The 20,738-nt window shown below is 32.2% G+C and carries 20 protein-coding genes; 6 read left to right on the top strand and 14 right to left on the bottom strand.

Annotated elements, in window-relative coordinates; genetic code table 11:
• Window positions 1-14 precede the first annotated feature (14 nt).
• The 14 genes from nuoF to rpmH all read right to left on the bottom strand — a co-directional run bounded on the left by nuoF (window position 15) and on the right by rpmH (window position 11,673).
• On the bottom strand, window positions 15-1,805 hold the full coding sequence (gene nuoF, locus RT412_RS00775) for an NADH-quinone oxidoreductase subunit NuoF (RefSeq protein WP_313339309.1): 1,791 nt from the start codon (window positions 1,803-1,805) through the stop codon (window positions 15-17).
• A gap of 14 nt (window positions 1,806-1,819) precedes the next feature.
• Complete coding sequence (locus tag RT412_RS00770) at window positions 1,820-2,188, bottom strand: (2Fe-2S) ferredoxin domain-containing protein (RefSeq protein WP_313339307.1); 369 nt, start codon at window positions 2,186-2,188, stop codon at window positions 1,820-1,822.
• Between the two features lie 10 nt (window positions 2,189-2,198).
• The gene (nuoE, locus tag RT412_RS00765; protein ID WP_313339305.1) at window positions 2,199-2,702 is read right to left on the bottom strand and encodes an NADH-quinone oxidoreductase subunit NuoE; all 504 of its coding nucleotides are present in this window, start codon (window positions 2,700-2,702) and stop codon (window positions 2,199-2,201) included.
• Between the two features lie 114 nt (window positions 2,703-2,816).
• Window positions 2,817-3,665, bottom strand: coding sequence for a ParB/RepB/Spo0J family partition protein (locus RT412_RS00760; RefSeq protein WP_313339303.1), 849 nt, complete (start codon window positions 3,663-3,665; stop codon window positions 2,817-2,819).
• 10 nt (window positions 3,666-3,675) lie between these two features.
• Entirely contained in the window at window positions 3,676-4,437 is a 762-nt protein-coding gene (locus RT412_RS00755; RefSeq protein WP_313339301.1) for an AAA family ATPase, read from the bottom strand.
• A gap of 11 nt (window positions 4,438-4,448) precedes the next feature.
• Complete coding sequence (gene noc, locus RT412_RS00750; protein WP_313339299.1) at window positions 4,449-5,237, bottom strand: nucleoid occlusion protein; 789 nt, start codon at window positions 5,235-5,237, stop codon at window positions 4,449-4,451.
• A 15-nt stretch (window positions 5,238-5,252) separates the two neighbouring features.
• Complete coding sequence (rsmG, locus tag RT412_RS00745; protein WP_313339298.1) at window positions 5,253-5,966, bottom strand: 16S rRNA (guanine(527)-N(7))-methyltransferase RsmG; 714 nt, start codon at window positions 5,964-5,966, stop codon at window positions 5,253-5,255.
• Window positions 5,967-5,981: 15 nt separating this feature from the next.
• Window positions 5,982-7,874 (bottom strand): tRNA uridine-5-carboxymethylaminomethyl(34) synthesis enzyme MnmG, encoded by a 1,893-nt coding sequence (gene mnmG / locus RT412_RS00740; RefSeq protein ID WP_313339296.1) that lies wholly within the window; start codon window positions 7,872-7,874, stop codon window positions 5,982-5,984.
• 84 nt (window positions 7,875-7,958) lie between these two features.
• Complete coding sequence (mnmE, locus tag RT412_RS00735) at window positions 7,959-9,329, bottom strand: tRNA uridine-5-carboxymethylaminomethyl(34) synthesis GTPase MnmE (protein ID WP_313339295.1); 1,371 nt, start codon at window positions 9,327-9,329, stop codon at window positions 7,959-7,961.
• Between the two features lie 189 nt (window positions 9,330-9,518).
• Window positions 9,519-10,145 carry an RNA-binding cell elongation regulator Jag/EloR gene (jag, locus tag RT412_RS00730; protein WP_313339293.1) on the bottom strand — a complete coding sequence of 209 codons (627 nt, stop codon included), beginning with the start codon at window positions 10,143-10,145 and terminating at the stop codon, window positions 9,519-9,521.
• Window positions 10,146-10,919, bottom strand: a complete 774-nt coding sequence (locus RT412_RS00725) for a YidC/Oxa1 family membrane protein insertase (RefSeq protein ID WP_313339291.1) — start codon at window positions 10,917-10,919, stop codon at window positions 10,146-10,148. It abuts the gene before it with no gap.
• A gap of 9 nt (window positions 10,920-10,928) precedes the next feature.
• Window positions 10,929-11,138: a membrane protein insertion efficiency factor YidD gene (gene yidD / locus RT412_RS00720; RefSeq protein WP_313339975.1), complete on the bottom strand. Its 210-nt coding sequence runs from the start codon at window positions 11,136-11,138 to the stop codon at window positions 10,929-10,931.
• Window positions 11,131-11,472: a ribonuclease P protein component gene (gene rnpA, locus RT412_RS00715; protein ID WP_313339289.1), complete on the bottom strand. Its 342-nt coding sequence runs from the start codon at window positions 11,470-11,472 to the stop codon at window positions 11,131-11,133. The genes yidD and rnpA overlap by 8 nt, the downstream gene beginning before the upstream one ends.
• Before the next feature lie 66 nt (window positions 11,473-11,538).
• Window positions 11,539-11,673, bottom strand: a complete 135-nt coding sequence (gene rpmH / locus RT412_RS00710; RefSeq protein ID WP_179239151.1) for a 50S ribosomal protein L34 — start codon at window positions 11,671-11,673, stop codon at window positions 11,539-11,541.
• Window positions 11,674-12,172: 499 nt separating this feature from the next.
• On the opposite strand from rpmH, the gene dnaA reads away from it, so the two are divergent.
• From dnaA to gyrA, 6 genes are all read left to right on the top strand, one after another.
• Complete coding sequence (dnaA, locus tag RT412_RS00705) at window positions 12,173-13,507, top strand: chromosomal replication initiator protein DnaA (protein WP_313339287.1); 1,335 nt, start codon at window positions 12,173-12,175, stop codon at window positions 13,505-13,507.
• A gap of 292 nt (window positions 13,508-13,799) precedes the next feature.
• The gene (dnaN, locus tag RT412_RS00700) at window positions 13,800-14,921 is read left to right on the top strand and encodes a DNA polymerase III subunit beta (protein WP_313339285.1); all 1,122 of its coding nucleotides are present in this window, start codon (window positions 13,800-13,802) and stop codon (window positions 14,919-14,921) included.
• Between the two features lie 82 nt (window positions 14,922-15,003).
• Window positions 15,004-15,222, top strand: coding sequence for an RNA-binding S4 domain-containing protein (locus RT412_RS00695; protein WP_313339284.1), 219 nt, complete (start codon window positions 15,004-15,006; stop codon window positions 15,220-15,222).
• Window positions 15,219-16,340 (top strand): DNA replication/repair protein RecF, encoded by a 1,122-nt coding sequence (gene recF, locus RT412_RS00690; protein WP_313339282.1) that lies wholly within the window; start codon window positions 15,219-15,221, stop codon window positions 16,338-16,340. The genes RT412_RS00695 and recF overlap by 4 nt, the downstream gene beginning before the upstream one ends.
• Window positions 16,341-16,351: 11 nt before the next feature.
• The gene (gyrB, locus tag RT412_RS00685; RefSeq protein ID WP_313339280.1) at window positions 16,352-18,262 is read left to right on the top strand and encodes a DNA topoisomerase (ATP-hydrolyzing) subunit B; all 1,911 of its coding nucleotides are present in this window, start codon (window positions 16,352-16,354) and stop codon (window positions 18,260-18,262) included.
• Between the two features lie 12 nt (window positions 18,263-18,274).
• On the top strand, window positions 18,275-20,734 hold the full coding sequence (gene gyrA, locus RT412_RS00680; RefSeq protein ID WP_313339278.1) for a DNA gyrase subunit A: 2,460 nt from the start codon (window positions 18,275-18,277) through the stop codon (window positions 20,732-20,734).
• Window positions 20,735-20,738 lie beyond the last annotated feature (4 nt).

Genomic DNA, 20,738 nt, shown 5'->3' with positions numbered 1-20,738 from the left:
TCAGCACCGCCTTTCTACTTTTTAATGATAGCATGGAAGGTACAAGAATCCATACATGCGCCACATTTTATACATTTTTCCTGATTGATTATATGAACTTCCTTTACTTTTCCTTCAATTGCACCAACCGGACATATTCTTGAACATCTTGTACAGCCCTTGCAATCCATTGTAATAATGTATTTAAGAAGTGATTGACAGACACCTGCCGGACATCTTTTTTCTATTACATGTGCTTCATATTCATCCCTAAAGTATTTCAGTGTTGATAATACCGGATTAGGAGCAGTCTGACCCAATCCGCATAAAGATGTTTCTTTAATGTTCATTGACAATCTTTCAAGTTTGTCTAAATCCTCCATCTTTCCCTTACCTTCTGTAATTCTTTCAAGAATCTCAAGCATACGTTTTGTTCCTTCCCTGCAAGGAGTACATTTTCCGCATGATTCGTCAACCGTAAAATCAAGGAAAAACTTAGCTATATCAACCATACAGTTATCTTCATCCATAACAATCATACCGCCGGAACCCATCATTGAACCCACAGCAGTTAAATTTTCATAGTCAATAGGTATGTCCAAATGATCTTTAGTTAAACAGCCGCCTGACGGTCCTCCAGTTTGAACTGCTTTAAATTCTCTATGATTCGGACATCCGCCGCCTATATCATATATAACTTCTCTTAAAGTGGTTCCCATCGGAACTTCAACTAAGCCGGTATTGTTGATTTTACCTCCGAGTGCAAATACCTTTGTTCCCGGAGATTTTTCGGTTCCAAAGCTTTTAAACCATTCAGCACCGTTTAGTATGATTTGAGGTACGTTCGCCAATGTTTCAACATTATTGATTATAGTCGGTTTTCCCCACAATCCTCTATTTGCCGGGAACGGAGGTTTGTTTCGTGACATACCTCTTTTACCTTCGATTGATTGCATCAATGCAGTTTCCTCGCCGCAAACAAACGCGCCTGCACCCAATCTGATTTCTACATCAAAATCAAAACCTGAATTAAATAGATTATTACCTAACAATCCAAGTAATTTTGCTTGTTTAATAGCTACTTCCAATCTGTGAACAGCTATCGGATACTCAGCTCTTACATAAATAAAGCCCTTGGTTGCTCCGATTGCATATCCGGCTATGGCCATTGCTTCTAAAACGGCATGAGGATCTCCTTCAAGGACACTTCTGTCCATGAAGGCTCCCGGATCTCCTTCATCGGCATTACATATAACATACTTTTGGTCTGCCTTGTTAGGTGCGGCAAAGCTCCATTTCATTCCTGTAGAAAAGCCCGCTCCGCCTCTTCCTTTTAACCCGGAATCCTTTACTAATTTTATAACCTCATCAGGTGTCATTTCTGTGAGAACCTTACCAAGCGCCATATAACCGTCTCGAGCTATATATTCATTAATATTTTCGGGATTTATTACACCGCAATTTCTTAAAGCTACCCTTTTTTGTTTTTTATAGAAATCCACTTCGCTAAGTGGTTTTATTTGCTCGTTTTCAGCACTTTCATCATATAAATATTTTCTTACTATTCTTCCTTTAAGCAAATGCTCTTCTGCTATTTCGTCAACTCTTTCAACGGTCATTTTTGCATAAAATGTACCTTCAGGATAAATTATTACGATAGGACCTTCCTCACAAAGTCCAAAACAACCGGTTACAACAACCTGTACTTCATTTTCTAAGTTTAACTCTTTTATTTTATCTTCAAACCTTTTTTTAATCAAAGGAGATTTTGAAGAGCTGCACCCTGTTCCACCGCATATCAAGACATGAGATCTGAAAATTTTCATAACAATACCTCCATTTACTGATTATCGGCACTGATTGTAAATTCGCGCACAATTTTGTTATTTACCAAGTGCTCTGATACAATTCTCTTTGCCTTTTCAGAATCAACATGAATATAAGTAACCTTTTCCTTATCTGCAGTATAAACCTCAACGATCGGCTCATAGGTACACATACCGATACATCCTGTTTGAACTACCTGAACGTTTACTAAATTCCTCTTTGCTACCTCTTCTACAAATGTAGTCAACACAGGTCTGGCTCCGGCTGAAATTCCACAGGTTGCCATTCCAACAACCACTCTTGTATCTTTATCTGTATTTCTTAAATCAACATTTTTTAATGCTTCTTCTCTTAATTTTTTTAACTCTTCCAATGATTTCATAGTTGTCCCCCTATTCTCTGTACTTTGAGATTATTTCCGGTATTTTATTTACTTCAAGCTTACCATAGACGTCCTGATCAATCATCATTACCGGTGCCAATCCACAGCAGCCTAAGCATCTGGTGGCTTCAAGAGTAAATAAATTATCGGATGTCGTTTCACCAACCTTAATATTTAATTCCTTAGATAACTTGTCTAATACCTGTTGCGCACCTTTTACATAGCAAGCTGTTCCCAGGCATACACCTATTGTGTGTTTGCCCTTTGGTTCAATTGAAAACTGAGTGTAAAAAGTAGCAACTCCGTAAACCTCCGCAAGGGGTATCTCTAACTCATGAGATATAAACTTTTGAACTTCAATCGGCAGATATCCAAAAATCTCTTGGGCTTCATGCAATGATTGCATCAATACACCCTGCGTATCTCTTTTAGAGTCAATATACTCCTTCAGCAGCATAAACTGCTCTTCATTAAGCTTTAAATCCAGTCCTTTTGACAAAATATAACCTCCCATAATATTATCAATATGTCAACATCGACTTCATTATATTATCTTGTTAATAAAATGTCAATGGTTGATTATAACAAAAAAAGCCAACCCCATTTTTAGGATTAGCTTATCATAAAATCACGACTCGTCAATTTTTAACAAATCTAATATTCTGTTCAAATCTTCATTATTTACGTACTCAATTTCTATTTTACCTCTATTTTTGTTTCGTTTGATATTCACTCTTGAAGAAAATCTATCTGTTAATAATTCTTCAATATATGCTAAGTATTTATCTTTTTCAGGTGGTTGTTTTCTTCTTGGTTTCTTGGAATCCCTGACTAATTTTTCTACATCTCTTACACTTAAGCCATCTTTTATAATTCTATCCGTTATTTCTATTTGTTTTTCCGGCGGAAAGCTCAGAATTGCTCTTCCATGTCCCGCAGAAATTTCATTGGTTACTATTTTGTTTTTTACATAGTTATCAAGATTTGTTAATCTCATTATATTAGTTACGTACACCCTTGATTTACCGACTATGTTTGATACTTCTTCCTGTGTTATTCCGTAACGCTCCATAATGAAATCATAGGCATTTGCTTCATCGATAGGGTTTAAATCCTCTCTCTGAATATTTTCTATAAGTGCTATTTCAGAAGCATTTCTATTTTCCATATCCCTTACTATACAAGGTATACTTTTTAAGTCAGCGCTTTTACAAGCTCTCCAGCGTCTTTCCCCGGCTATAATAATGTATATATCTTTATCTTTTCTAACAATTATAGGTTGAATTACTCCGTATTTTTTTATGGACTCAGTAAGCTCATCAAGCTTATCCTGTTCAAATACTTTACGTGGCTGATTCGGATTCGGGCTTATTAAATTAATATCTATATCCTCAATTCTTTGATTGTCTTCCTTCTCTAAATCCTCAGGTATCAATGCCGACAAACCCTTGCCTAGGGCCTTTCTTTTAAGTGCCATAGTAACCTCCTTAATTGTTTTTAATTAATTCTTCAGCTAATTTTATGTACGCTTCACTGCCTTTTGATTTATCATCATACAGCATGATCGGCTGACCGAAACTTGGCGCTTCAGCCAATCTTACGCTCCTTGGAATAACTGTTCTATATACTTTATCTTTAAAATATTTTTTAACCTCTTCTACCACCTGTATGGAAAGATTTGTTCTTCCATCAAACATATTTAAAAGAACACCTTCTATTTCCAATTTAGGATTCAAATTTTTTCTGACTAATTTAACAGTATCAATAAGTTGTCCAACTCCTTCCAAGGAATAGTATTCACACTGTATAGGAATCAATACTGTGTCGGATGCTGTTAATGCATTCAATGATAATAAGCCAAGTGACGGCGGGCAGTCAATTATTATAAAGTCATACGTATTATCTAACAGATTTATGGATTCTCTTAAGGTTTTTTCTCTGTACTTGGTATTTGTCAATTCTATTTCTGCACCGGCTAACTGAATATTTGCAGGAATTAAATCTAAGTTTTCAATATCTGTTTTAAGTATAACCTTATTAATATCGAAATCTTCTATCAATATGTCGTATACGGTGTATTCTAAATTATGTTTATCCACACCGAATCCACTGCTTGAATTGCCCTGAGGGTCAATATCGATACTTAAAACCTTTTTACCCTTTAAAGCTAACGCAGCACATAAATTTACATTAGTAGTTGTTTTGCCAACTCCGCCTTTTTGATTGAAAATGCTTATTACCTTAGTCACTTTACCACCCTCTATATGCTTTTTTTAGGTATCTTTACTTTAATTTCAATGAATTCGTCAGATTCTTGCTGTTCAAACTTTGCTTCAATACCTGTTTTTACTATTTCATTGTAGGCATTCTTTATAGTATTTATATATATTTTGTAATTAATAAAATTTCTTACATAACGCTTGTCCTTCATTTTCTTAATATTCAAATCTTCTGCAATTGAATTTACAAGCTTTTCTGTTTCACTTACATTTAAATCTCTTTTTATAATTTTTTCAAGAATACTTAAGAGAATTTCTTCATCCTCTATTTTTAACAATGCTCTTGCATGACGTTCAGTTAATTTGGCTTCTCTGAGTTCCTTCTTAACTGATTCCGGAAGTTTTAAAATTCTCATTTTATTTGCTATTGTTGATTGAGATTTACCAAGCTTTTCTGCTAACTGTGTTTGATTTAATCCGAAATCTTCAGTTAATCTTTCAAAAGCCATCGCTTCTTCAATAAAATCCAAATCTTCTCTCTGCAAGTTTTCAATTAAGGCCATGGCAGCGGATTCTTCTTCCTTAACCTCTATAACAACTGCAGGAATAGTTTCCATTCTTAACAATTTAACAGCTTTTAAACGTCTTTCTCCCGCTACTAATTCATAAATGTCATCATATATTTTTCTTACGGTTATTGGTTGAATTATGCCGTAGCTTTTAATTGACTGGCTTAATTCCTCCAAGCTTTTGTCATCAAATACTTTCCTTGGTTGATTTTTATTAGGTATAATTTTATTTACATCAATATTAATTATACTGCTTATCAAAGAATTCTCCCCCCCTTATACCAATGGTTCTTTACTTGGTTTTCCCGCTTTTCTCGGGTATTTTTTGTCTGTTGATTCTATTTTTTCTACTATAACTATTTTTCTTATGATATCAGTTTCCGGCAATTTAATTTCTTTGATTTCTTTAACAATTCCTCCAAGTTTTTTAATAGCATTTTCAGAAATTTCAATTTCAAAGGAAATATTTTCACTCTTATATGCTGCAAAGTAGCCTCCTTTTTTTACAAAGGGCAGGCAATACTCGCTTAGTACATTTAACGGAGCTACAGCCCTTGAAACGCAGATGTCATATTTCTCTCTGTAATTTTTATTTTGTCCGAAATCTTCTGCTCTGCCGTGAATAAATTCCACATTGTCAAGTAAAAGTTCATTTGTAACTATGGTTAAAAAATCTATTCTTTTTCGTAAGCTGTCTAAAAGAGTTACTTTATAATTATTATTAACTATTTTTAAAGGCAAACCGGGAAATCCACCCCCGGTGCCAACGTCTATAATATTCTTTTCTTCATTGTAATTCTCTTCGTTCATAAGCAAGACACTGTCTAAAAAATGTTTCACATAAATATCTTCATCATCATCTATTGAAGTAATATTAATTTTTTGATTCCATTCCTTCAACAGATCGCAATATTTAATAAATTTTCTCTCTATTTCATCGTTATAGGGAATTTTAAGCTGTTTAAAACCTTCATTCAGTGTATTAATCAAGGTGTACTCCTAATATTAATTATTTGGCTTGTGTGTCATTAAATAAATTAACAATACATTTATATCAGATGGGGAAACTCCGGATATTCTTGATGCTTGACCTATGGAATCAGGCTTAATTTTGTTTAACTTTTGCCTTGCCTCTAACCTTAAGCTTCCGATTTCATTATAGTCAATATCGTCAGGTATCCTTTTGTTTTCAAGTTTTTTAAATTGCTCCACCTGATTTATTTGCTTGGCAATATAGCCTTCATATTTTATGACTGTTTCAACGTAATCCTTTATCTCTTTTTTAAGCTGAGGTCTGTCTGTATCTAATTCTGCAGTATTTTCATAGCTTAGCTCAACCCTTTTTAAAAGCTCGTATAAGGATAATGCTTTGCTTAAAGGGACACTTCCGGCTTTTTCCAACAATTCATTTATTTCTGCTTTCGGAGTTATTTTAATCCCTTTCAATCTATCTATTTCATTTTCTATTGCTTCTTTTTTATTTATAAATCTTTTATATCTTTCTTCTGTAACTAAACCAACATCATAACCTTTTTGTGTCAATCTTTCATCGGCATTGTCCTGTCTGAGCAATAACCTGTATTCGGCTCTTGAGGTCATCATTCTGTATGGTTCATTAGTTCCCTTAGTTACTAAGTCATCTATCAGGACACCTATATACGCTTCAGAACGGTCCAATACCAGCGGCTCTTTACCTTTCAAGCTTAAAACGGCATTTATTCCCGCTATTAAGCCTTGAGCCGCTGCTTCCTCATAACCGGAGCTGCCGTTAACCTGACCGGCGAAAAATAAGTTTTTAATACTTATTAATTCCAAGCTTCTTTTAAGCTGGGTCGGATCTATAGAATCATACTCTATTGCATATGCAGACCGCATAATTTGCGCATTTTCCATGCCAATCATCGATCTGTACATCGGTATCTGAACTTCATACGGAAGCGAGGACGACATTCCCTGTATATACATTTCCTTTGTGTCTAATCCTTCCGGTTCGACAAAAAGCTGATGTCTGTCCTTATCAGAAAATTTAACAACCTTATCCTCTATGGATGGGCAGTATCTCGGACCTATACTTTTTATTACTCCTTCATAAAGAGGTGATCTGTCTAAATTTTCTCTGATTATTTCATGGGTTTTTTCTGTTGTATAAGTTATATAGCAAGGTACCTGCTCAATATTTATTTCATCTGTCATAAATGAAAATGGTATTATTTCTTCATCTCCCGTTTGAACTTCCATTTTTTCATAATTAATTGAATCTGAATGTATTCTTGCAGGAGTACCTGTTTTAAATTTTCTCATTTCAATTCCAAAATCCATCAAGGATTCAGAAAGCTCTGTTGACGGTTCCAATCCGTTGGGACCTGAAGAATAATTAAGCTCTCCTATATAAATTCTGCCTTGCAAATATGTTCCGGTAGTTATTATTACTGCTTTAGCTCTATAGTATGCACCAAGCTTGGTAATTATATTGAAGCTTCCGTCTTCATTTATTTTTAAACCAGTTACCTCTGATTGAATAACCTGAAGTCCTTTTTGGTTTTCTAATACCTTTTTCATTTCAGCATGATATTTATTTTTATCTGCTTGTGCTCTTAAGGAATGTACTGCAGGTCCTTTAGAGCGGTTCAACATCTTACATTGTATCATAGTCTTGTCTATATTTAAAGCCATTTCTCCGCCAAGAGCATCAATTTCCCTGACCAGATGTCCCTTTGCGGTACCTCCGATGTTAGGGTTGCATGGCATCATTGCTATTGAATCCAAGCTCATTGTAAGCACTATTGTTTTCATCTCAAGACGTGCAGCGGCAAGGGATGCTTCACACCCTGCATGACCTGCTCCAATAACAGCCACATCAACACTGTCGGCAAGAAATTCTCTTACTGTATTGTTCATTTTTTTCCTCTTTCTCAATTTGGGGACATTCCTCTAAAGCCATTCTGCAAAGTATTATCCCCTTTTAGAAGTGTGTCTCCTTTCCTATTTACCTATGCAAAACTCGTTAAAAATTTTGTCTATTAAATCATCACTCACTGTCTTACCAACTATTAACCCTAAGCTTTCCATCGCTTGTTTTAAATCTATTTCTATAAAATCAATCGTCATTTGATTATTGATTGAATTTAACACTTCCCGGAAACTATTTTTAGCTTTTATCAATAAATTTTTATGCCTGACATTGTTTATAATCAGCTCGTCGCTTATATTTATTGTACCATCAAAAAACATTTGATTTACCTTGTTTATTATTTCCTCCAAGCCCTGATTTTTTAATACCGATATATTGATTAACTCTTTTTCGATATTTTCGTATTTTTCTAAATTTAATTTTCTTGGTAAATCCGTTTTATTGCTTATATAAATAACCTTTTTATTTTTAATATAATCAATTATATATTCATCATCCTGCTCAAGAGCTATTGATGAATCAAAAACCATTATTACTAAATCCGCTTCGTCAACTTTATTAAGTGCTTTTTCAACACCTATTTTTTCTACCCTATCATCTGTATCCCTGATGCCTGCCGTATCAATTATTCTTAAAGGAACGCCCTTTATATTTACATATTCTTCTATTGTATCCCTTGTAGTACCCGGTATCTCCGTTACAATTGCACGATTTTCATTTAACAGAAAATTCATGAGAGATGATTTCCCCACATTTGGTTTTCCGAGTATAACTGTTTTTATACCTTCTTTAAATATTTTTCCCGTATCTGCCGAGCTGATTAATCTGTCCAGCTCATTAGCTAAATTTTCACTTAATTCCTTAACCTTATTTATTGTTACCTCATCCTCGTCATATTCGGGGAAATCTATATTAACCTCTATATTTGCAAGTAAATCCAGTATTTCTTCTATTATTTCGTTTATCTCTCTTGATAATCTTCCTTCAAGATGATTAACCGAAATTTCATGACTTGAATCAGTTTTAGAATTAATAATATCTATAACTGCCTCTGCCTGTACAAGGTCTATTCTTCCATTTAAAAATGCTCTCTTTGTAAACTCTCCTCTTTCAGCTGCCCTGCAATCGTGAAGCAACACCGTTTCTAATATTTTTTTAGCAGAAATTAAGCCACCGTGACAATTAATTTCAATAATATCTTCCTTAGTGTAGGTGTTTGGAGCCTTCATATAAGATATCAACACTTCATCTATAATCTTGTCGTTATTATCCACAATATGTCCGTAATGCAGATACCTTGGCTTTAAATCTAAGTCATTTTTATCGTTCTTTACAAAGATTTTTTCAGCTATATTGAGTGCATTATTTCCGCTTATCCTTATTATATTAATACCTGCATTACCCGGAAATGTAGCAATTGCAGCTATTGTATCAGTATTCATCTAACCACCGTATCTTTCTGAGTATATATTATTATATATTCTACCCTAAATTATAGTAAATGTACATAAGATTTTTGGGGACAGTTTTTTTCGTTTTCAAAAAAGAAACCCGGTTATCCGGGTTTAAGATTAATAACAAAATTATCAAGCTAATAGGTTGTTGAAAAAGTTCTTTTTCAGCGACCTAATTTATTTCAAGTCGATTACTACTTTCCTGTATGGTTCATCACCTTCAGAATAGGTAATAATATCTTTTTCATCCTGTAAAGAAGAGTGTATTATTCTTCTTTCGTACGGATTCATTGGTTCAAGTCGAACCTTATGCTTATAATATCTGCATTTATCAGCCATTTTAAAGGCCAATTTTTTCAAGGTCTCTTCTCTTTTCGATCTGTAATCTTCAACGTTGAAAATTACTCTGACATAATTCTGTCTTCCTTTATTGACTATTAAATTTAAAAGGAATTGAATTTCATCTAAATTTTTCCCTCGTTTTCCAATGATAATTCCTTTATCATCCTCGCTGATTTTAGTAATATCCGCTCTTAACACATTGTCAGATAAACTTACTTTATAAACAGCCTCTATGTCCATTTTCTTAAGCAATACGTCTATAAATTTTCTTGTTCTTTCTTCCGGACCGTTTGTAACTGTTACTTTTACCTTTGCATTTTTACTTCCAATCAAACCAAATAAACCTTTAGACGGTTCATTTATTACTTCAACTACCACTTCATCTTTTTCGGCTTCTAACTCATTTAATGCTGCAATAACAGCTTCTTCTACGGTAGCTCTTTCAATAGTTGCATTTTTCATCTATTTTAATTCCTCCTTGGGATTTTTGGACGAATTCATAACGATATACTGCTGTACTAATTGGAATATATTTGAAACAACCCAGTATAAGGCTAATCCTGCAGGGAACTGTAAACCAAATATAAATATCATGATAGGCATCATCATATTCATAGATCTTTGAGTAGCTTCCTGTTGTTCATTAATAGCAGGCTGTGATGTCATTTTCGTAGTTAAATAAGTTGTAAATGCAGACACTGCAGCCAATATAGGTAATGCAGCTCCTATAAAAGGTATCGCCATCCCCATTGAAATACCATTTATAATTCCATTTTCAAACACATAATTTTCAGCAAAGCTTAAATCATTAATCCATAAAAATGTTTTATTGATTAAATCATATGCTTCCTGATTATCAAATACATATATTTCAGGTGATCTTATAACATAAAAGAAGGCAATAAGAATCGGAAATTGTATAAGCATTGGTAAACAACCGGAAAACGGGCTATAATTTGCTTCTTTATATAATTCCATCTGCTTTCTTTGTAAAGTTTGCGGATCTTTTCCGTACTTCTCTTGCAGCTCTTTAATTTTCGGATTTAATTCCTGCATTTTTTTCATTGATTTGGACTGCTTAAGAGTAAATGGCATCATTAATAATTTGAAAATGATTGTTGACAATATAATTGCAATTGCATAAGCAGACAGATAACTGCTGTCTAATCCGGAAACCATATTATATAATAATTCAACAAGCATTCCCATTGGTTTTGCTATAAAATCTAAATTCATTATTTCCTCCTATTTTAAAGGGTCATACCCACCGGGATTAAAAGGATGACATCTAAGTATTCTTTTGATACCTAAAAATGAACCTTTAAAAAAACCGTATTTTTGTAAGCTTTCAATAAAGTATTGTGAACATGTAGGATAAAACCTACAGTGTCTGACTGATGAATTTGAAGAAAATTTTTGATATATACGAATAATAAAAATCAAAATTTTACTTATTTTTATCACCCTTTAATAAGTTTTTTCTTTTAATCAATTTATTAAAAGATTTTTCCAAATCTTTATAATCTGAATCTGTAGCATTTACTCTTGCCATTAAAACGATATCATAACCTTCTTTAAGATTATACTCATTTAATCTTACTATTTCCTTTAATCTTCGTCTTATAATATTTCGTTGAACTGCCTTTTTTATTTTTTTTGCTGCAGTAAAACCAAATCTATTAAATCCATAACTATTCTTTTTTATAAATAACACAAGATTATAATCTGATATAGAATTATTACAATTATATACTGCCTTGTATTCAATATTCTTTTTTATTATTATCATATCATTTCCTATTATTACCTTTATTCCAATTAAATATAATTGGAATAAAAGGCCACTAATGCGGCCTTATGCTGACAATTTTTTTCTACCCTTTGCCCTTCTTCTTTTTAAAACATTTCTTCCGGACTTTGTGCTCATTCTTTTTAGAAATCCATGTTCTCTGCTTCTCTGTCTTCTTTTTGGTTGATACGTTCTTTTCATCAGAAACACCTCCTCATATAACAGATATCTATATAAATATCTTAAATTTTCACGTTTATAAATTATAATATTTTTAAATATTGATGTCAACATAGAAAAATATTTTATACTGTTTTAACCTCAAATACGGACAAATATTTGTCCGCGACATAAGAAAACAGTATATACTAATTCACTTCAAAGGAATTTATTAATGGAATTAGTATTAGCTATTGTAATATACTATATTTTCATAAATATTGCAAATATTTTTTAAAATAAAAAAATAAAATTGATATTGTGGATAAAAAATGATATTATGATATGTGTCTGTGGATAACTTTTTTTATTTGATAAATTTATGGACAACTTGTTCTTACTTATACAAAAATCCCATTCAATCAATATTGGCAATTGTTTAAATATTATATCAACAATTGTTTATATCATATATTTTTAACTATCTTAACAGATATTATAAACAAAATGTTAATTTTTTTATCAACAACCGGAGGATAATATGAATTTTGAAGATTTATGGAACGAAGTCCTTGAGATTGTAAAAGAGGACACCAATCAAGTAAGCTTTAATACTTGGTTCAAGCCCCTTAAAATTGTCGCATATAAAAACAATACAATTTATTTGGAAACAGCCGACGATTTTTTAAAAAATACTTTAAAAAAGAGACACTATAACTTTCTTAAAAATGCCTTTACATACGTTTTAAAAAAGGATACAGAATTAATATTTACCATACCCGGTGAAAATATAAATAAGGAAGACAAAAAAAATATCTCTGTAAATAATAATGAAGAAACTGACGTTATAAATACCGGAAGGAAATTAAATCCTAAATACAGATTTGATAACTTTATCATAGGAAATTCCAACCGTTTTGCTCATGCAGCATCATTGGCGGTTGCGGAAGCACCTGCCACTGCCTACAACCCTTTGTTTTTATATGGAGGCGTCGGACTTGGAAAAACACACCTAATGCACGCAATCGGTCACTATATACTTGACAGTAATCCGGATGCCTATGTTTTGTATGTTACTTCCGAGAAATTTACAAATGACCTTATTAATTCCATTAAGGACGGAACTAATGAGGAATTCAGAAATACTTACAGAAAAGCAGATGTTCTTTTAGTTGATGATATCCAGTTTATTGCAGGTAAGGAAAGTACTCAGGAAGAATTTTTCCATACATTTAACGCTCTTCATGAAGCAAATAAACAGATTATAGTATCAAGCGATAATCCGCCAAGTGAAATACCGACACTTGAAGATCGTCTTCGTTCTCGTTTTGAATGGGGTCTGATTGCTGATATTCAGCCACCGGATTATGAAACAAGAATAGCAATTTTAAGAAAAAAAGCTGAAGCTGAAAATTATAACGTACCTGACGATGTAATATCATATATAGCTCAAAATATTCAATCAAACATAAGAAAGCTTGAAGGAGCTCTTATCAGAATTTATGCTTATGCTTCACTTACTAATAAAAAAGAAGTTAATTTAGAATTAGCTCAGGAGGCCTTAAAGCATTTAATTTCTAATAATAAGAAAATAACTATCCATGATATTAAGGAAGTTATTGCAAATTATTATAATATATCAATAGATGATTTAGTTTCAAAAAAGAAAACCAAAAACATTGCATATCCAAGACAAATTGCAATGTATATAGGCAGAAAGCTGACTGATTTATCACTTCCTAAATTAGGTGAAGAATTTGGAGGAAGGGACCATTCAACGGTTCTCCACGCATATAACAAAGTAGAAGAAGATATAGAAAACAGTCAGGAAGTAAAGAAAAGTGTAGATGATTTAATTTCAATGCTGAACAGTTAATGTGTATAAATTGTTTATTATTGTTGATAAAAAATATTTTTTATTTTTATAGTTTGAATAAAAAATTATTCTATCAACAGTTAATAATTTTTTATTCATTAGTAATTCAAACATAAAAACGGTTTTCAACAAATTAACACATTCTACTAATATTACTATTTAATTATTTTATATATTTCTATATAACATCACAAATATAAATTGTGCACAATTTAGAATCTCACTCAACACGAAATCAAATATTTCTGTTTCGAGAATCCTTATTGTTTGCACAATAAAAAAGGAGTCGCTAATGAAAATAAAAGTAAACCAAAATGATCTTAATAAAAGCATCAATATAGTACAAAAAGCAGTTTCTTCAAGAACTCCACTGCCGATTTTGTCAGGAATACTCATAGAAGCAAAGGATAATATGCTCATACTTACAGCAACCGATTTAGAATTGGGAATTAAAACATATTCACCCTGTGAGGTAGAGGAAGAGGGTTCAATCGTAGTTCATGCAAAACTAATAGGAGATTTTGTGAGAAAGCTTCCTTCAAATTCCTATGTTCATATTGAAACTACAGAAAATAATAATATGGAAATTAAATGTTTAAATTCTGAAATAAACATTTTAGGAAATTCTTCCGAAGAATATCCAAATGATACTTTTAACAATGAAGGAAACATATTTAAAATAAAACCTGATAAACTTAGAAGCTTAATAAAATATACTTATTTTGCAACAGCTCAAGATAATATTAAACCTATATTTACAGGTTGTCTCATTGAAATTAAAAACAATATTTGTACATTTGTGGCTCTTGACGGATACAGAATGGCCGTAAAAAAAGATAAAATTGATTATGACGGTGAAGTTTCTGTTATTGTGCCTTCAAAAACATTGGTAGAAATTTTGAGAATTATTGAAGAGGATACAGATAATTTAGAAATAATAGTATCAGAAAGTCATATTTCCTTTAAATTAGATAATACAATTATTATTTCTAATCTTTTAGAGGGTAAGTTTATAGATTATGAGGGAATAATAAAGGATAATTACGTAACGGTGGCAAGCGTAGAAACATCTGACATAAGAGACAGTATCGAAAGAGCTTCACTTTTGGCAAAGGATGATAAGAATAACCTGGTAATACTTGATATTAAAGAAAATAATATGCAAATTAATTCAGCTTCTGAATTTGGTAATGTAGAAGAAAATGTACCTATAGAAAAAAATGGTGAAGATATTAAAATCGGATTTAATTCTAAATACTTGTTAGATTTTTTAAAGGTAATTGAAAGTGAGCAGGTGAGCTTAAATTTAATCGGTAAAAATAATCCTTGCTTCATGAAGGAAATTAATGAGGAAAAAGAAGAACAGGAAGAAGACGACTTTATTTATATGGTTCTGCCGGTGAGGATCAGTTAAAGAGGAAAGGGGACACACCTCTTCTATAGGGAAAGTCTTTGAGGGTAAGAGGAATGTCCCCAAATTGAAAAGGAAGTGTTTTATGGAAAAGGTACAAATAAATACTGAATTTATTAAGCTTGATCAATTATTAAAATATGTCAATGCTGTTGAAGGCGGAGGCATGGCAAAGAATGTAATACTTGATGGCATGGTAAAAGTAAATGACGAAGTTGTTTTACAAAGAGGCAAGAAGCTCAGAGATGGAGATATTGTTAAATTTAACAATGAGGAATATATCATTTCAACAGAGGAAAAATGATAGTCAAAAATATAAAAATAAAAAATTACAGAAATTTTAAAGAAGCAAATATTGAATTAAATGATTCCTTAAATATATTTGTCGGAGACAATGGTCAAGGAAAAACAAATTTAATGGAATCTGTTTATCTTGCATCAATAGGCAGGACATTCAGATTAAACAGTGAAAATGAGCTTATAAATTTTTGTGAAAATAAAAGCTATATAGAAATATTGTTAAACAAAAATAATTACAATACTAAAATAGAATTATTTCTTGAAAAAAATAAAAGAAAGACAGTTTTAATAAATGGTGTTAAATTAGATAAAACGTCTGAAATGATAGGAATTTTAAATAATGTAATTTTTACTCCCGATGATATGAAAATTATTAAAGGGAGTCCTGTAGAAAGACGTAAATTTATAAATATATCTTTGTCTCAGATAAAGCCAAAATATAAATATTTGCTTAGTAATTACAAGAAAATTTGTGCAGAAAGAAATATGATTTTAAAAAATTACTGTACAAAGCCCGAAAATAAAGATATTATTAATATTTGGAATGATTATCTGATTAATATAGGTACTGAAATAATACTTTACAGAAATGAATACATAAATAAATTAAAAAAATACGCAGTTGATATTTATGAGGATATTTCAGGTAAAAAAGAAAAATTTGATATAAATTATCATTGTAATTCAGCTAATGTAAACAACATTGATAAAAATGAAACAAAAAAATATTTCACTGAAAAAATAAATTCTAATTTAAACAGTGAAATTCAATACAAGACGACATTATACGGTCCCCATAAAGATGACATAATAATAAAAATAAATAATAAAGAAAGCAAATATTTTGGATCACAAGGTCAGCAGAGATCTGCGGTATTAGCAATAAAGCTTGCTGAAATTGAAATCATAAGAGAAGAAACAGATGAATATCCCATATTGCTGTTAGATGATGTATTGTCTGAGTTAGACAATAAAAGAAAGGGTTATTTAATAAAATATATCCAGGGAATTCAAACTGTTATTACTACAACAGATGATCATGATTTAAATATATTGACAAAGGATTACAATAAGAAAAAATTTTATATAAACGAAGGAAAAATAGGCAACATTACAAATTAGAGGAGAAATAAATGGCGGATAACAGAAATAATCATTATGGTGCTGAGCAGATACAGGTTTTGGAGGGTTTGGAACCTGTCAGAAAAAGACCCGGTATGTATATCGGCTCTACAGGAGAAAGAGGATTGCACCAATTAGTTTATGAAGTTGTGGACAACAGTATAGATGAGGCATTAGCAGGTTACTGTGACACAATTAATGTTACGATTAACGAAGATAATTCTATAGAGGTTGTAGACAACGGCAGGGGAATTCCTATAGAAAAAAATAAAAAAACCGGCAAATCTACATTAGAAACAGTTTTAACCGTCCTGCATGCAGGCGGAAAATTTAATAATGATGCATATAAGGTATCAGGAGGACTTCATGGAGTTGGTGTTTCATGCGTTAATGCTTTGTCTGATTTTTTAACAGCAAAGGTTAATTGGAACGGCAAGACATATAAGCAGTCATTTGAAAGAGGAGTTGCAAAATCAGAGGTTGAATATATAGGAGAAACAAAAAAAAGCGGTACAACAATAACATTTTTACCTGATTCAACTATATTTGATAACATTGATTTTAATTATACAATATTAAAGCATCGTATGAGAGAGCTTGCCTTTTTGAATAAAGGTATAAGAATATCCTTGGAAGATAAAAGAAACAATGTAAAGGACGAGTTCCATTATGAAGGAGGAATCAAGCAGTTTGTTGAATATTTAAACAGCAAGAAGGATGCACTTCATAATGATATCGTATATATTGAAGGTAAAAAAGAAAAGGTAATAGTGGAATTATCATTACAATATACAGATTCTTATAATGAAAATATTTTTTCATTCGTAAACAATATTAACACCATCGAAGGTGGAACTCATTTAGTCGGATTTAAAACCTCTCTTACTCGTGTTATTAATGATTATGCAAAAAAATGCAATCTTTTAAAAGAAAATGATGTTCAGATAACGGGAGAAGATATAAGAGAAGGCATCACTGCAATTTTATCTATAAAAATACCAAATCCTCAATTTGAAGGACAGACAAAGACTAAATTAGGTAACAGTGAAGTAAGAGGTGTTGTAGACAATATTACGGGTGAAGCTTTAAGTAATTATTGCGAAGAAAATCCGAAGACAGCAAAATTGATTGTAGAAAAATCTTTAAGATCTGCAAGAGCAAGAGAAGCTGCCAGAAAAGCAAGAGATTTGGCAAGAAGAAAGGGTGCTTTGGACAGCATGGCGCTTCCCGGAAAATTAGCTGATTGTTCTGAAAAAGATCCGAAGCTTTGCGAAATCTGCATAGTTGAAGGTAACTCGGCAGGCGGTTCTGCTAAAGAAGGAAGAGACAGAAAGTTCCAGGCCATTCTTCCATTGAGAGGAAAAATATTAAACGTTGAAAAATCAAGAATTGACAAAATATTAAATTCTGAAGAAATAAAAAATATGATTACTGCATTCGGCACAGGCATAGGAGAAGATTTTGATATATCTAAACTGAGATATGATAAAATTATAATAATGACTGATGCAGATGTTGACGGAGCTCACATAAGAACATTACTTTTAACATTTTTTTACAGATATATGAAAGATTTAATTACAGGCGGACATGTGTATTCTGCTCAACCGCCCTTGTATAGAGTAAAAAAAGGTAAATTTGAACAATATGTATACAGTGATCCAGAATTAAACAGAGTTTTAGAAGAAATAGGAAGAGACAACAAGGTTGAAATTCAAAGATATAAAGGTCTCGGTGAAATGGACCCTGAACAGCTTTGGGAAACAACTATGAATCCTGAAAGCAGAATACTGTTAAGAATCAATGAAGATGATGCAATGTCAGCAGATGAAACATTCAATATGCTTATGGGGGATAAGGTAGCTCCCCGTAGAGAATTTATTGAAGAAAATGCAAGATATGTTAAGAATTTAGATATATAGATGAGGTTATAAATGAGCGAAATTGAAAACAAAAGTCAAATTATAGATACTAACATAACCGAGGAAATGAGAAAATCTTATTTAGATTATGCTATGACGGTTATAGTATCAAGAGCGCTGCCGGATGTAAGAGACGGTTTAAAGCCGGTTCATAGAAGAATTCTTTATTCAGCAAATGAGCTTGGATTAACTCCGGATAAGCCACATAAGAAAAGTGCACGTATCGTCGGCGATGTTCTTGGTAAGTACCATCCACACGGAGATTCTGCAGTATATGATGCAATGGTTAGATTAGCTCAAAGCTTCTCCATGAGATATCCATTGATTGACGGTCACGGAAACTTCGGTTCAGTCGATGGTGATCAGGCTGCAGCGATGCGTTATACTGAAGCTCGTATGTCTAAAATGGCAATGGAGCTTTTAAGAGATTTTAATAAGGATACTGTAGATTTCAGACCGAACTTTGATGAAACATTAAAGGAACCGGTTGTACTTCCAAGCCGTTTTCCAAATTTATTGGTTAACGGTTCACAAGGTATAGCAGTAGGTATGGCGAGTTCTATTCCTCCCCACAACATAGGAGAGGTTATAAACGGTATAATGGCATATATAGACGATCCGGAAATTGATGTTCCCGGATTAATGAAATATATTAAAGGTCCTGATTTTCCGACAGGTGCAATAATTGAAGGAAAAGATAATATTAAAAATGCTTACCTTACTGGCAGGGGTTTTGTAAAGGTTAAATCAAAAGTAGAAATTGAAGAAATGAAAAACAATAAAAGCAGAATAATAGTTTCTGAAATTCCTTACATAGTAAACAAAGCAAGGTTGATTGAAAAAATTGCCGAGCTGGTTAAGGATAAAAGAATAGACGGAATTTCTGATTTAAGAGATGAAAGTGACAGAACAGGTATGAGGATTGTAATTGAAATTAAAAGAGATTTCAATCCTAATATTGTACTTAACAATTTGTACAAACATACTCAGCTTCAGGATAATTTCAGCATTATTATGATTGCCTTAGTTAATAATGAACCAAAGGTTTTAAACTTAAAGGATATGATTCATTATTACGTAGAGCATCAAAGAGAAATTGTAGTAAGAAGAACTCAGTATGATTTAAATAAGGCTGAAGCAAGAGCTCATATCGTTGAAGGCCTGAGAATCGCCATAGACAATATTGACGAAGTTATCAGAATAATCAGAGCTTCCTATGATGATGCCGAACAAAAATTAATGGAAAGATTTAATTTATCCGAAATTCAGGCCAGAGCAATTGTAGATATGAGATTAAGACGTTTACAAGGTCTGGAAAGAGAAAAATTAGATGCCGAATATGAAGAATTAATAAGAATGATAAATAAATTTAAGGAAATACTTGCTAACCAACATTTGGTTGACCAAATAGTTAAGGATGAATTAAAAGAAATTAAAAACAATTTCTATGACGAGAGAAGAACTGAAATAAGGGCAGATGAAGATGAAATAGGAGTAGAGGATTTAATTGAAGAAGAAAATGTAGCAATTACTCTTACAAATTTCGGATACATTAAAAGATTGCCTGAAGATACCTATAAAGCTCAAAACAGAGGCGGAAAAGGTATAACAGCTCTTACTACAAGAGAAGAGGATTTTGTAAAGGATTTATTTATAACTTCAACTCACGATTATTTGTTATTTTTGACAAATAAAGGTAAGATGTACAGAATTAAAGCTTATGAAGTGCCTGAAGCGAGACGTCAGGCAAAGGGTACGGCTGCCATTAATTTAATAGGCATCGATACTAATGAACAAATCAGAGCTATAATTCCTATCAGGGATTTTAATGATGATGAATTCCTGATATTCGCAACAAAGAAAGGTATCATTAAGAAAACTAAGCTTAATGAATTTGACACTTCAAGAAAGACAGGTCTTGTTGCAATTAAAATAGCTGATGATGATGAGCTTATAAGCGTAAACAAAACTGACGGTACTAAGGATATATTTATAGTTACTAAGTATGGCAAAGGAATAAGATTCAATGAAAGTGATGTCAGAGACATGGGCAGAAACACAATGGGCGTTAAAGCAATAACTACATCAGATGATGATGAACTTGTTTCAATGAGCATTATTAATCAAAGTGACGAAAATAATAAATATATATTGACCGTAACGGAAAAAGGTTATGCAAAAATAACTGTTTCATCAGAATACAGATGCCAGAACAGAGGCGGAAAAGGTATGAAGGCGCACAACATTAATGAAAAGACAGGACGCATCGTCGGATCATTAATAGTTGAAAAAGAAGATGACATAATGCTTTTAAGTATCAATGGCACAATAATCAGAATGCATGCAAGAGGAATTTCAATAATGGGCAGGGATACTCAGGGAGTTATTGCAATGAGATTGAATAATGACGATAAAGTTGCTTCAATTGCGAAAATTTATTCAGAAGAAGATTTAGAAACCGAAGAAGAATAAAGTG

Origin of the sequence: Sedimentibacter sp. (assembly GCF_032080165.1) — a bacterium.
Lineage (GTDB): Bacteria > Bacillota > Clostridia > Tissierellales > Sedimentibacteraceae > Sedimentibacter.
This window is presented reverse-complemented; position numbering and strand designations above follow the sequence as displayed.

What these genes read in the sequence shown, in the direction of transcription:
- nuoF (WP_313339309.1), bottom strand. Translation starts at nt 1,805, where the DNA reads ATGAAAATTTTCAGATCTCATGTCTTGATATGCGGTGGAACAGGGTGC.
- RT412_RS00770 (WP_313339307.1), bottom strand. Translation starts at nt 2,188, where the DNA reads ATGAAATCATTGGAAGAGTTAAAAAAATTAAGAGAAGAAGCATTAAAA.
- nuoE (WP_313339305.1), bottom strand. Translation starts at nt 2,702, where the DNA reads ATGGGAGGTTATATTTTGTCAAAAGGACTGGATTTAAAGCTTAATGAA.
- RT412_RS00760 (WP_313339303.1), bottom strand. Translation starts at nt 3,665, where the DNA reads ATGGCACTTAAAAGAAAGGCCCTAGGCAAGGGTTTGTCGGCATTGATA.
- mnmG (WP_313339296.1), bottom strand. Translation starts at nt 7,874, where the DNA reads ATGAACAATACAGTAAGAGAATTTCTTGCCGACAGTGTTGATGTGGCT.
- mnmE (WP_313339295.1), bottom strand. Translation starts at nt 9,329, where the DNA reads ATGAATACTGATACAATAGCTGCAATTGCTACATTTCCGGGTAATGCA.
- jag (WP_313339293.1), bottom strand. Translation starts at nt 10,145, where the DNA reads ATGAAAAATGCAACTATTGAAAGAGCTACCGTAGAAGAAGCTGTTATT.
- RT412_RS00725 (WP_313339291.1), bottom strand. Translation starts at nt 10,919, where the DNA reads ATGAATTTAGATTTTATAGCAAAACCAATGGGAATGCTTGTTGAATTA.
- rnpA (WP_313339289.1), bottom strand. Translation starts at nt 11,472, where the DNA reads ATGATAATAATAAAAAAGAATATTGAATACAAGGCAGTATATAATTGT.
- rpmH (WP_179239151.1), bottom strand. Translation starts at nt 11,673, where the DNA reads ATGAAAAGAACGTATCAACCAAAAAGAAGACAGAGAAGCAGAGAACAT.
- dnaA (WP_313339287.1), top strand. Translation starts at nt 12,173, where the DNA reads ATGAATTTTGAAGATTTATGGAACGAAGTCCTTGAGATTGTAAAAGAG.
- dnaN (WP_313339285.1), top strand. Translation starts at nt 13,800, where the DNA reads ATGAAAATAAAAGTAAACCAAAATGATCTTAATAAAAGCATCAATATA.
- RT412_RS00695 (WP_313339284.1), top strand. Translation starts at nt 15,004, where the DNA reads ATGGAAAAGGTACAAATAAATACTGAATTTATTAAGCTTGATCAATTA.
- recF (WP_313339282.1), top strand. Translation starts at nt 15,219, where the DNA reads ATGATAGTCAAAAATATAAAAATAAAAAATTACAGAAATTTTAAAGAA.
- gyrB (WP_313339280.1), top strand. Translation starts at nt 16,352, where the DNA reads ATGGCGGATAACAGAAATAATCATTATGGTGCTGAGCAGATACAGGTT.
- gyrA (WP_313339278.1), top strand. Translation starts at nt 18,275, where the DNA reads ATGAGCGAAATTGAAAACAAAAGTCAAATTATAGATACTAACATAACC.